Origin of the sequence: Pseudomonas sp. MRSN 12121, assembly GCF_000931465.1 — a bacterium.
Classification (GTDB): Bacteria; Pseudomonadota; Gammaproteobacteria; order Pseudomonadales; family Pseudomonadaceae; genus Aquipseudomonas.
Map to the genome: position 1 here is coordinate 3407359 of NZ_CP010892.1, position 12196 is coordinate 3419554.

The 12196-nt window shown below is 68.8% G+C and carries 9 protein-coding genes; all 9 read left to right on the forward strand.

What is annotated here, in order from left to right:
- Nucleotides 1–89: 89 nt before the first annotated feature.
- Complete coding sequence (locus TO66_RS15415) at nucleotides 90–2231, forward strand: TonB-dependent receptor domain-containing protein (RefSeq protein WP_044466042.1); 2142 nt, start codon at nucleotides 90–92, stop codon at nucleotides 2229–2231.
- Between the two features lie 60 nt (nucleotides 2232–2291).
- Nucleotides 2292–4022, forward strand: a complete 1731-nt coding sequence (locus tag TO66_RS15420; RefSeq protein ID WP_082061092.1) for an ABC transporter substrate-binding protein — start codon at nucleotides 2292–2294, stop codon at nucleotides 4020–4022.
- Nucleotides 4019–4951, forward strand: a complete 933-nt coding sequence (locus TO66_RS15425) for an ABC transporter permease (RefSeq protein WP_044463147.1) — start codon at nucleotides 4019–4021, stop codon at nucleotides 4949–4951. Before TO66_RS15420 ends, TO66_RS15425 begins: the two co-directional genes overlap by 4 nt.
- 19 nt (nucleotides 4952–4970) lie before the next feature.
- Nucleotides 4971–6239, forward strand: a complete 1269-nt coding sequence (locus TO66_RS15430) for an acyl-CoA dehydrogenase (RefSeq protein WP_044463148.1) — start codon at nucleotides 4971–4973, stop codon at nucleotides 6237–6239.
- A gap of 23 nt (nucleotides 6240–6262) precedes the next feature.
- The gene (locus tag TO66_RS15435; protein ID WP_044463149.1) at nucleotides 6263–7606 is read left to right on the forward strand and encodes an LLM class flavin-dependent oxidoreductase; all 1344 of its coding nucleotides are present in this window, start codon (nucleotides 6263–6265) and stop codon (nucleotides 7604–7606) included.
- 29 nt (nucleotides 7607–7635) lie between these two features.
- The gene (locus TO66_RS15440) at nucleotides 7636–8688 is read left to right on the forward strand and encodes an NADP(H)-dependent aldo-keto reductase (RefSeq protein ID WP_044463150.1); all 1053 of its coding nucleotides are present in this window, start codon (nucleotides 7636–7638) and stop codon (nucleotides 8686–8688) included.
- A 29-nt stretch (nucleotides 8689–8717) separates the two neighbouring features.
- Complete coding sequence (locus TO66_RS15445; protein ID WP_082061093.1) at nucleotides 8718–9614, forward strand: ABC transporter permease; 897 nt, start codon at nucleotides 8718–8720, stop codon at nucleotides 9612–9614.
- A complete protein-coding gene (locus TO66_RS15450) occupies nucleotides 9611–11371 on the forward strand; it encodes an ABC transporter ATP-binding protein (RefSeq protein ID WP_044463151.1) in 1761 nt (586 codons plus the stop codon). Before TO66_RS15445 ends, TO66_RS15450 begins: the two co-directional genes overlap by 4 nt.
- A 108-nt stretch (nucleotides 11372–11479) precedes the next feature.
- On the forward strand, nucleotides 11480–11968 hold the full coding sequence (locus TO66_RS15455; RefSeq protein WP_044463152.1) for an AAA family ATPase: 489 nt from the start codon (nucleotides 11480–11482) through the stop codon (nucleotides 11966–11968).
- Nucleotides 11969–12196 lie beyond the last annotated feature (228 nt).

Consider the following 12196-nt stretch of genomic DNA (forward strand, 5'->3'; position numbering starts at 1 on the left):
TGGTCGGTGCATTGGCCGAGGGGAGATTGACTATACCTATAGAAACTCGCCTATTTTTTAATCAGGTGGGGAGCAAGACCTTGAAGCATGTGTCTCTGACAACAGCCGCGACAACCGCAACAACCTTCCGTCATTCCTCTTTATTCGCCGTAGGCACCGCAGTACTCGGCCTGGCCACCGGAGCCCCGGCCGCCGAGACCCAGGCGCCCGGCGAGAAGCGCCTGGGCACGGTCACCGTCCAGGCGGCCAGGCAGACCGCCGCCCAGGCCGCCCGCGCAGAGCTGGACGAGATCCCCGGCGGCACCAGCCTGGTGACCCAGGCCGAGGTGGAGAAGGGCCGTTCCGCGACCCTCGAAGACACCCTGGCCTATCAGCCCGGGGTGTATGCCCAGTCGGCCGGCGGCAACGATGCGATCAAGATTTCCATCCGCGGTTCGGGGGCCAATACCTCGCCGGGCTATTTCCGCGAAGGCACCAAGTTCCTGTTCGACGGCCTGGCCCTGACCGGCCCCGGCGGCACGCCCTATGAACTGCTGGATACCCAGGGCCTGGACTACACCGAGGTGCTGCGCGGGGCCAACGCCTTCGAGTACGGCGCGTTGTCCCTGGGCGGGGCGATCAACTTCGTGACTCAGTCGGGGCTGACCGCGCCGGACAACCGGATCAAGGTCGAGGGCGGCAGTTTCGGCTGGCAGAAGCAGACCCTCAGCACCGGCGGGGTAGTGGGGGACGGCGACTACTTCGTCAGCGTCGACAATTCGCGGCGCGACGGTTACCAGGACTTCACCTTCACCAAGGCCAAGGGCGTGGTGACCAACTTCGGTTATCGCTTCAACCCGAAACTGGAAACCCGCCTCTTCGTGCGCTACCGCGAGGAGTACCACGAGAACTCGGCGCCGCTGACCCGCGCGCAGATCAAGCACGACTCGTCGAAGACCACCGCCGCCGTGCGCGATGCCCGGGGCGACTCGACCAAGCGCGGCTCGACCTGGGTCGGCAGCAAGACCACCTACACCTTCGACGACGATGCCACCCTCGAAGCCGGGCTGGTGTACCACGACTACCCGCAGATCCTCAGCCGCCAGAGCAGCGTCAACCCCAACTACTGGGACTGGCGCGACATCAACTATTCGCTCAAGTACAGCCGCCACGACCAAGTGTTCGGCCTGCCGAGCACCACCACCGTAGGCTGGAGCAGCACCGAGCATGTGCGCTCCGGAGTCCGTACCTACCGCGGCGACAAGGACCTGGGCGTGCTGCAGAAACAGGTCGAGTACGACGGCTCCTTCGACCATGTGTTCACCCTGGGCAACGACCTGGGCCTGACCGACAACCTGTACCTGTCCAGCGGGCTTTCGGCGATCGAGATCAAGCGCGACATCAACGTCACCTTCAGCGACCGCGCCAACACCAGCGGGCTGCCGGACCACTACCGCTATGACGAGTGGAAACTCGCGCCGCGCGCCGGCGTGCGCTACTACCTGACGCCGGATGTCCAGCTGTTCGCCAACGCCAGCCGCTCCATCGACCCGCCCAGTTCCTGGTCCAGCTCCGGTTCCGGGGTCACCAGCAACTACGCCAAGCCGCTGGTGCCGCAAAGCGCCAATACGGTGGAGTTCGGCATCCGGGGCAAGAACGCGGTCTTCGACGGCAGCCTGACCCTGTACAAATCCTGGATCAAGAACGAGCTGCTCAACGTCGAAGTGCTCCCGGCCACCCGGACCACGGCGGCGGTGATCTCCACCTCGAACGCCACGCCGACCATTCACCAGGGGGTCGAGGCCGGGCTGACCACGCGGCTCTGGCAAGGCGCCAACGGCGACGTGCTGAGCTGGCGCCAGGCCTACACCCTCAACGATTTCCACTACCGCAACGACCCGCTGTTCAGCCAGAACGAGCTGCCGGGCCTGCCCAAGCATGTCTACCAGGGCGAACTGTTCTACCAATACGCCAACGGTTTCTACGCCGGGCTCAACGTGCGGGCGGTGTCGAGCACAGCGGTGGACTACGCCAATACCTTCTACGCCCCGTCCTACACCCTGTGGGGCGCGCGCTTCGGCTACGACGACCCGGGCAAGAAGTGGCAGCTGTACCTGGACCTGAAGAACCTCACCGACCAGAACTACGTGACGGCGGTGCTGCCGACCTACAACGCCAACGGCCGCGACACCGCGTCGCTGTACCCCGGCGACGGCTTCGGTGCCTTCACCGGCATCGCCTACAACTTCTGATCCAGCGCGGCTGCTGCCCGGCGCGCCGACACGGCGGCCGGGCAGTGGCGGGAGACCACCATGACCCTGACCACAAGGCTCGCCGGCCTGGCGGCGCTGGTCGCCGTGCTGGCGCTGGCCGCTTGCAAGCCGGCCGCCGAGGCACCTCGCGGCAGCGGCGCCTTCGGTGCCGGTACACCGAGCGACGGCCGTCTGGACAACGGCAGCCTCAGCTACGCCGCCGAGGACTACCGCGAAAGCGCGCCGGGCAAACCGGGCGGCACCCTGCGGGTGTCGACCTCGTCCGACACCACCACCCTCGACGTGCATTCGATCTCCCACGGCAATGTGCAGTGGCTGGGGCGGATCCTGTTCGACTGCCTGCTGTACCAGGACGAGCAGGGCAATATCTCGCCCTGGCTGGCCAAGTCCTGGGAGATCTCGGCCGACGGCAAGACCTACACCTTTCACCTGCGCGACGACGTGACCTTCAGCGACGGCGAGAAATTCAACGCCCGGGCGCTGCAGGTCAACCTCGAGCACATGCGCGACCCAGCCACCAAGTCGCCGTTGGCGGCGGCCTACATCGCGCCTTATGTCGATGGCCGGATCGTCGACGAGTACACCTTCGAGGCGCACCTGCGCGAGGCCTATTCGCCGTTCCTCGACGTCCTCGCGCAGTCCTGGCTGAGCATGATCTCGCCGCGGCAGATCCTCGAAGCGCCGAAGACCATCGCCGAACGGCCGATCGGTTCCGGGCCCTTCGTGCTGGAAAGCTACACCCGCGACCAGGGCGCCAGCTTCGTCCGGCGCCAAGGCTACAACTGGGCGCCGCCGGTCACCCGGCACCAGGGCGAAGCCTACCTGCAACGCCTGGAGCTGAGCATCGTGCCCGAGCCGATGATCCGCTTCAGCGCCCTGGAGTCGGGCCAGTCGGATTTCACCGTCGACGCTCCGGCGCAGAACGCCCGGGCCATCCGCGCCAACCCCGACTTGCAGATGCGCAGCCGGATCCGCAAGGCCAACCCGTTTCGCAGCCTGACCTTCAACGTCGAGCGCTTTCCTTTCGACGATGTAGAAGTGCGCCGGGCGGTGGCCAAGGCCATCGACCGCGAAGGCCTGGCCTGGATCACCGGGTTTGGCGAGTACCTGCCCAAGGGCGATTTCCTCGCCGCCAACACCCGTTACTACGACCCGGCGTTCAAGGACGTACTGGCCTATGACGTCGATGCCGCCAATCGCCTTCTCGACCAGGCCGGCTGGAGCCAGCGCGATGCCCAGGGTTACCGGGTCAAGAACGGCCAGCGGCTGGCGGCGCGCCTGCTGACCTACGAAACCGGGGCGTTCCCCAGCAGCGTGTCGGTGGCGATCCAGGCCGACCTGAAGAAGATCGGCTTCGAGATGGCCATCGAGCAGTTGCCCCTGGCCCAGGTCATCGAGCGCCGCTACGCGAGCAATTTCCAGGCGGTGGCCGGTGGCTACTGGCATACCAACACCCCGGACGGCCTGTTCATCCTCTACCACAGCCAGGCGATCAGCACGCCCAGGCTGATCGGGCAGAACGCCGGGCGTTTTCGCGACGCCGAGCTGGACCGGGCCTTGTCCGTCGCCCGCCAGTCGCAGGACCCGGTCGAGCTGGCCGCGGCCTACCGGGTCGCCCAGCAGCGCCTGGTGGAAACCGTGCCCGCCGTGCCGGTGTTCGAAAGCCATGTGCTGGTGGCCTATCGCAAACAGGTCAAGGGGCTGATTTTCGACACCTCCCACAACACACCTTTTTTCACCAGCGTCTGGCTGGACCAGGAGGCCCGATGAACAGCCTGCGACTCGCCCTGCGCCGATTGCTGTCCGGGATCGGCGTGCTCTGGGGCGCCGCGACCCTGACCTTTCTTGCGCTCAACCTCAGCGCCGGCGACCCGGCCCTGGCGATCCTCGGCGGCCCGGAGGCCATGCCCAGCGCCGAGCTGATCGCCCAGGTGCGCGCCGAATACGGCCTCGACCAGCCGCTGATCGTGCAATACGGCCAGTACCTGGGACGCCTGGCCCAGGGTGACCTGGGCGATTCCTATCGCCTGCGCATCCCGGTGGTACAGGCGATCGGCGGGCAGTTGGCGGCCACCGTGCAGCTGTCGTTGGCCGCGGCGGCGGTGGCGGTGCTGCTGGCGATCGCGGTGGCGGTGCTGACCGCCCACCGCGCGCGCTGGATCCGTTCGTTGGCGTCCGGCACCGAGCTGGTGCTGTCGTCGGCGCCGTCCTTCGTCATCGGCCTGGCCCTGCTGCTGGTGTTCGCCTTCGGCTGGCACCTGCTGCCGCCTTCCGGCTCCAAGGGCTGGCGTGCGCTGATCCTGCCCAGCCTGGCCCTGGCGCTGCCGATCGCCGCGGTGCTGGCCCAGGTCTTGCGCCAGGAGCTGGAAGACATCCTCGAACAACCCTTTATCGCCATGGCCCGGGCCCGCGGCCTGTCGGAAACCGGGGTGCGCCTGCGGCATGCCCTGCGGCACGCGCTGGTGCCCCTGGTGACCCTCTCCGGGTTCGTCTTCGCCAGCCTGCTCGGCGGGGCGGTGGTGATCGAGCTGCTGTTCGCGCGCCAGGGCATCGGCCGGTTGATGCTCGACGCGGCGATCAGCAAGGACGTGCCGTTGCTGCTGGGGATCACCCTGCTGGCGGCGGCGATTTATGTGGTCGTCAACTTTCTGGTCGACCTGATCAATCACTGGGTCGATCCGCGCGCGAAAGCCGTGTGACGCCCCGCAAGGACCTGCCATGACTGCACATTCACCCAAGCCTTCGTCCTACCGCGCGTTGCACGAGCGCCTGCACCCGCTGTTCGAGCGCATCGCCGCCGGCGCCATCGAGCGCGAGCAGCAACGCAGCCTGGCGTTCGACGCCGTCGGCTGGCTGCGCGAGGCCGGGTTCGCGGCGTTGCGTGTACCCCAGGCCCACGGCGGCGCCGGCGTCAGCCTGCCGGTGCTGTTTCGCCTGCTGATCGACCTGGCCGCGGCCGACTCGAACCTGCCGCAGATCGTCCGCGCCCATTTCGGCTTCGTCGAAGGGCGCCTGTCCAGCGGCGACAGCGCCTCCCAGGCCTACTGGTTCGCCAAGGTGCTGGACGGCCAGCTGTGGGGCGCGGCCATGGCCGAGCGCAGCGACAGCACCAGCAACTCGGTGCGGCTCAGCGCCGCCGACCCACAGAATCCCGACGCCGGCTGGCTGCTGGACGGCGAGAAGTACTACTGCACCGGGGCGATCTACGCCGATTGGGTCGCCGCCGTGGCCATGCTCGACGAGGATTTCGTCAGCGTGGTGGTGGCGGTGGACGCCCCCGGGGTCAGCCGCGAAGACGACTGGGACGGCTTCGGCCAGCGCCTGAGCGGCAGCGGCACCACGCGCTTTCGCCAGGTCGCGGTGCCCTGCACGCATGTACTGCGCCGCTTCAAGCCCGGCGAGTTGCGCGCCGAGTCCTACCTGTCGGCGTTCTACCAGCTGTTTCACCTGGCGACCCTGGCCGGCATCGCCCGCGCGGTGCTGCAGGACGCCACTTCGTTCGTCCAGGGCCGCACCCGCGCCTTCGGCGTGCCGGGCCAGTCCAGCCCCAAGGACGACCCGCTGGTGCAGCGGGTGATCGGGCGCCTGTCGAGCCTGGCCTACGCCAGCGAGACCCTGGTGCTCGGCGCCGCCGAGGTGCTCGAAGGCGTGCACCAGGCCGAGCTGGCCGGCAGCGTGCAGGAGTCCGACTACGTCGAGGCAGATATCCGCGTGTACCAGGCCCAGCAGATCGTGCTCGAACAGGTGCTGGAAGCCACCACCTTGCTGTTCGAAGTCGGCGGGGCCTCGGCCACCAGCCAGGCCCGGCGCCTCGACCGGCACTGGCGCAACGCGCGCACCCTGGCCTCGCACAACCCGGCGATCTACCGCGAGCGGGCGCTGGGCAACTACTTCCTCAACGGCATCAGCCCGGGCGCCGCCTGGCGTGCCCTGCATGAGCAGGACGCGGCCAAAGGCGGCGCGCGCGACGAAGCCAGCGCCGTCTGAACCCCACCTTCGCAGGAGTGACCATGAGCCAGCCCGAACAGCAGATGAGTATCGGCATGAACATCCTCGGCTTCGGCGCCCACGCCGCGGCCTGGCGCAAGGCCGAAGTGGCGGCCGACGCTTATCTGGACGTCGAGTATTACTGCAACATCGCGCGGATTTCCGAGCGCGGTTGCCTGGATGCGATCTTCCTTGCCGACGGCCCGGCGCTGGTCGGCGATATCGCCCGGCAGCCGGCCGGGCGCCTGGAGCCGACCGTGCTGCTGACCGCGGTGGCGCTGGCGACCCGGCACATCGGGGTGATCGCCACGGCGTCGAGCAGCTACAACGATCCGTACAACCTGGCCCGGCGCTTCAGTTCGCTGGACCATATCAGCGGCGGCCGCGCCGCCTGGAACGTGGTGACCAACGCCGGCGACGCCGCGGCGCAGAACTTCGGCCTGGCCGGCGCGCCACGGCATGTCGACCGCTATGCCCGGGCCGACGAGTTCATCGACGTTACCCTCAAGCTGTGGGACAGCTGGGAAGACCGGGCGGTGATCGGCGACGCCGGCAGCGGGCGCTTCGCCGATCCGGCGAAGATCCACGCCATCGACTTCGTCGGCGAGCATTTTTCGGTCAAGGGCCCGCTGAACCTGCCGCGCTCGCCCCAGGGCCGGCCGGTGCTGGTCCAGGCCGGCTCGTCGGAAGGCGGCAAGGCCCTGGGCTCGCGTTACGCCGACGCGATCTTCACCACCCAGACCACCCTGGTGGACGGCCAGGCCTTCTATCAGGAAATGAAACAGCGCGCGCGCCAGTGGGGGCGCAACCCCGAGCACCTGAAAATCATGCCGGGGCTGTCCACGGTGATCGGCAGCACCGAGGCCGAGGCCCAGGCGCGTTTCGACCAGCTCAATGCCTATCACGGCGAAGAAGGCCTGTTGCAGCAGGTCGCCTCGCGGGTGGGCCTGGCGGTCGAGGAGCTGGACCCGGACGCGCCCTTGCCATGGCAGCGGATCGGCCCGATCGAGGCGTTCGAGCGGGGCTCCCATGGGTTCCTCGAAGCCCAGCTGAACCTGGCGCGCCGGGAGAACCTCAGCATCCGCGAGCTGTCGCGCCGCATCCTGGTGGGCCACCGCCTGCTGGTGGGCACCCCGGAGCAGGTGGCCGACAGCCTGGAACACTGGTTCCGCGCCGGCGCCGCCGACGGCTTCAACATCATGCCGGACGTGTTCCCGTCCGGGGTCGAGGCCTTCGTCGACCACGTGGTGCCGTTGTTGCAGCAGCGCGGGGTGTTCCGCCGCGAATACCGCGGCAGCACCTTGCGCGAGCACCTGGGCCTGCCGTATCCGGCCAGCCAGTACCAGCAGGCGGCCATCGCCATTTGAAATCCCTCCATCACCGACCTGGACAGACCATGGACTACCGCACACTTGGCAACAGCGACCTGAAGGTCAGCGCACTCGGCCTCGGCAGCATGACCTGGGGCCACCAGAACAGCGAGGCCGAGGCCCATCGGCAACTCGACGAGGCCCTGGCCCACGGCGTCAACCTGATCGACACCGCGGAGATGTACCCGACCCCGACCCGGGGCGAGACCTGGGGCAGCACCGAACGGTTTATCGGCAGCTGGCTGGCCAGCCGCGGGGGCCGCGATTCGATCGTCCTGGCCAGCAAGATCATCGGCCCGGCGCGCCAGCCGGGGGCAGGGGCGCATATCCGCGACGGCCTGACCCGCCACGACCGGCAGAACATCGTCCAGGCCCTGGACGGCAGTCTCAAGCGCCTGCGCACCGACTACCTGGACCTGTACCAGCTGCACTGGCCGGACCGCACCACCAATATCTTCGGCCAGCGCGAATACCCCTATGTCGACGATCCCGAGGCGATTGCCATCGGCGAGACCCTGGGCGTGCTCGCCGAGCAGGTGGCGGCGGGCAAGATCCGCCATATCGGCGTGTCCAACGAAACCCCCTGGGGCGTCGCGCAGTTTTTGCGCCAGGCGGAGATCCTCGGGTTGCCGCGGATCGTCAGCATCCAGAACCCCTACAGCCTGCTCAATCGCCTGTATGAGGGCGGGCTTTCGGAGTTCAGCCACCGCGAAGGCGTCGGCCTGCTGGCCTATTCGCCGTTGGCCTTCGGCGCGCTGACCGGCAAGTACCTGGGCGGGGCGCGGCCGGAAGGTTCGCGCCTGTCGGCGGTGTACCGCACCTTCAACCGCTACGACAGCCCGAGCGCCCAGCAGGCGATCGCGGCTTATGTCGAACTGGCGGCGGACCTGGCGGTCAGCCCGGCGCAACTGGCCCTGGCCTATGTGCTGGGCAAGCCCTTCGTCGCCAGCGCGCTGACCGGGCAGACCTCGCTGGCGCAGTTGCGGGAAAACCTCGGGGCCCTGGCGCTGCGCCTGGATGCCCAGGCGCTGGCGCGTATCGAGCAGATCCACGCCAGCATCCCCAACCCGGCGCCCTGAGCGCCCACTTTCAGCCTGTGGAGGTGCCCATGGCGCCCATCAATCAAAGCACGCCCGTGCCGGCCGGCCTGATCCCGGCGGTGCCCTTGTTCAGCGCCAGGCGCGGGCCGGCCCACGCCTGGCTCGCGCGCCCCGGGCTGCTGCTGGCCGGGCTATTCGTAGCCCTGCTGGCGATCGCCGCGCTGCAACCGGCCTGGCTGGTGGCCGGCGATCCGCTGGCGGCCAATGCCCGCGAGGCGTTTCGCGCGCCGGACAGCCTGTACTGGCTGGGCACCGACGAGAACGGCCGGGACATCCTCACCCGGCTGGTCTACGCCGTGCGTCCCTCCCTGGTGCTGGGGCTGTCGGCAACCGCCATCGGCCTGCTGGTCGGTACGCTGTTCGGCCTGCTCGCCGGCCTTGGCCCGCGCTGGCTGGACGGCGCGGTGATGCGCCTGGTGGATGTGCTGCTGGCGTTTCCCGACCTCTTGCTGGCCCTGGTGATCATCACCTTCTTCGGCCAGGGCCAGCTCAACACCATCATTGCCGTGGGCATCGCCAGCGTGCCGCGCTACGCGCGCCTGGTGCGCGCGCAAACCCTGGTGGTGCGCGGCGCGGCCTATGTCGAGGCGGCGACCACCCTGGGCCTCGGGCGCCCTGCGGTGATCGCCCGGCATGTGCTGCCCAATGCGATCAAGCCGATCCTGATCCTGGCCACCATCGGCATCGGCAGCAACATCGTCGCGGGATCGGCCCTGAGCTTCCTCGGTTTCGGCGCGCCGCCACCGGCGCCGGAGTGGGGCGGCATGCTCGCCATCGGCCGCAACTACCTGGGCAATGCCGGCTGGCTGGTGGCCTGGCCGGCCCTGGCAATCACCTTGACCGTGGTGTCGATCAGCGCGATCGGCCGCGAACTGCTGCGGCGCAGCGAAGGAAAACATCCATGAACCTCATTCAACACGACCCCGAACCGCTGATCCGGGTCGCGGATCTGCAGGTGCGCTTCGGCGCCCATGCCGCGCCCACGCTCAAGGGCATCAGCTTCGAACTGCGGCGCGGCGAGTGCCTGGCCCTGGTGGGCGAATCCGGCTCGGGCAAGAGTGTCACCTCGCGCACCCTGGCCGGGCTGACCGGGGCCAACGCACTGATCCAGGCCAGCCGCCTGGAGTTCGCCGGGCAGGACCTGCGGCGTTTCGACGAGCGCGCCTGGCGGCGGATCCGCGGCGCGCAGGTCGGCTTTGTGATGCAGGACGCCCTGGGCTCCCTCGACCCGCTGCGCCCGGTGGGCAAGGAGATCGCCGAACCCCTGGAGCTGCACACCCCGCTGGACCGGGCGCAGCGCCAGGCGCGGGTACTCGAACTGCTGCGCGCGGTGGGGGTGCCGGAGCCCGAACTGCGCGCCCGCCAATACCCGTTCCAGCTCTCCGGCGGCCTGCGCCAACGGGCGCTGATCGCCTCGGCGATCGCCTGCAATCCGCGGCTGCTGATCGCCGACGAGCCGACCACCGCCCTGGACGCCACGGTGCAGGCCCAGGTCCTCGGCCTGCTCGAATCGCTGCGCGGCGACAGCACCGCGATGCTGATCGTCAGCCACGACCTGGCGGTGGTCTCGCGCCTGGCCAACCGGGTGGCGGTGATGCACAACGGGGTGATCGTCGAGCAGGGCAGTGTCGAACAGGTGCTGCACGATCCGCAGCATCCCTACACCCAGTTCCTGCTGCGCGCGGGCAGGGCGGTGCACTTCCGGCGCCCGGCGCCGAGTCCGCGTCCGCACCTGAGCGCGGTGGCACGGGCCCGGGTCGAGGCGCCGGCCAAGGTCGAGGTGCCGGCCAGGGTCGAGGCGCCGGCCAAGGTCGAGGTGCCGGCCAGGGTCGAGGCGCCGGCTAGGGTCGAGGCGCCGCCGCTGTTGCAGGCGGATCGACTGAGCAAGGCCTTCAAGGGCCCGGACGGGCGCCTGCGCACGGTGGTCGATGGGGTGTCCCTGCAACTGCGCCGGGGCCAGACCCTGGGCATCGTCGGCGAGTCCGGCTCGGGCAAGACCACCCTGACGCGGATGATCCTCGGCCTGGAGACCCCGGACAGCGGCGCTATCCAGCTGCTGGGCCAGCCCTGGCTGAGCCTCCCCGACGCGCAGAAACGCCAGTTGCGGCGCAGCATCCAGGTGGTGTTCCAGGACCCGCTGAGTTCCTTCGACCCACGCTACAGCGTGCAGCAGGTGCTGTTCGAAGCGCTGCAGGTGGCCGGGCATCCGCGCCGCGACTGGGTGCACCAGGCCACCGAGCTGCTGGGCCTGGTGCGCCTGGAGGCGAACCTGCTCGGGCGGCGGCCGCTGGAGCTGTCCGGCGGCCAGCGCCAGCGGGTGGCCATCGCCCGGGCCCTGGCGGCCCGGCCGCAGATCCTGGTCTGCGACGAGCCGGTGTCGGCCCTCGACGTTTCGGTGCAGGCGCAGATCCTCGAAGTGCTCGACGACCTCAAGCAGCGCCTGGGCCTGGCGTGCCTGTTCATTTCCCATGACCTGGGGGTGATCAACCATGTCAGCGATGCGGTGCTGGTGATGAAGGATGGGCAAATGGTCGAGGCCGGGCCGGTGCGCGAGGTATTCGATCATCCGCAGCATCCCTACACCCAGGCCTTGCTCGACGCGATCCCCCACCTGGAAAGCGGCCGGCGCACTTCCTTCGAATTCCTCAAGCTGGCGATCTGAGCCATGGCAGAGGTGGCAGGCGTGTTTGGGCAGCATGCTGGCCTGGAGGACTGGATCGGCCTTGAGCAGGGCCGGGACGATGGGCAAGAAATAATGCGAGGAGTGCAGATGGAGAATATTGCCCAGGTCATCAACCCCGACGACTACCTCGAAACCGAGTTCGGCCGCGAGTTCACGCCCGAGCGCAACAGGCAGGCCTGGGCGTTGGCTTATGCACGGCTGGAAACGGAGCTGGCGAGGGCCGCGGCAGATGCCCGCTTGTATGTGGTCATGGGCGTGCAGGGCGCGGGCAAGTCGCGCTGGGTCGCGGAGCATGTCGAGCGGCTTGGCGCCCGGGCGATCGTCTTCGACGCGGCCTTGCCGGCCAGGCGGCATCGCCAGCCGTTGCTGGCGCTGGCCCGGCATTACGCGGTGCCGGTCATTGGCGTCTTCGTGCGCGCGTCCCTGGAGCAGGCACTGTCGCGCAATGCGCGGCGCGCCGCGGACAAGCGCGTGCCCGAGGCGGCGTTGAAAAGTGTCTTCGCCATGCTCGAGCCGCCCTGCGAGTCGGAGGGTTTCCTGCGGGTGGAATCGGCGGGCGAGGGCGACCCCGGCTGAGGCGCCGATGGCACTGTTGCCCAGCCAACACCGGCTGGACAGATTGTTTGCCTGGCACCTCTGCAACGCCGGCCACAGCGCCTGTCTACGGGGCGCAAAGCCCGGCATGCCTTGTGCAATAGCCGGGTTCCCGGACCCAAGGCCTGTCAGCCCCATGCAAGCCAGGCCATCTGCCCAGCCCATGTTCGTGCCACCCGCGCTGGAGCGTCACGTCGGCCGTCGCGGCCT

Bases quoted from the DNA above. Each gene is read 5' to 3' on its own strand.
- TO66_RS15420 (WP_082061092.1), top strand. From the start codon at position 2,292: ATGACCCTGACCACAAGGCTCGCCGGCCTGGCGGCGCTGGTCGCCGTG.
- TO66_RS15425 (WP_044463147.1), top strand. From the start codon at position 4,019: ATGAACAGCCTGCGACTCGCCCTGCGCCGATTGCTGTCCGGGATCGGC.
- TO66_RS15430 (WP_044463148.1), top strand. From the start codon at position 4,971: ATGACTGCACATTCACCCAAGCCTTCGTCCTACCGCGCGTTGCACGAG.
- TO66_RS15435 (WP_044463149.1), top strand. From the start codon at position 6,263: ATGAGCCAGCCCGAACAGCAGATGAGTATCGGCATGAACATCCTCGGC.
- TO66_RS15440 (WP_044463150.1), top strand. From the start codon at position 7,636: ATGGACTACCGCACACTTGGCAACAGCGACCTGAAGGTCAGCGCACTC.
- TO66_RS15445 (WP_082061093.1), top strand. From the start codon at position 8,718: ATGGCGCCCATCAATCAAAGCACGCCCGTGCCGGCCGGCCTGATCCCG.
- TO66_RS15450 (WP_044463151.1), top strand. From the start codon at position 9,611: ATGAACCTCATTCAACACGACCCCGAACCGCTGATCCGGGTCGCGGAT.
- TO66_RS15455 (WP_044463152.1), top strand. From the start codon at position 11,480: ATGGAGAATATTGCCCAGGTCATCAACCCCGACGACTACCTCGAAACC.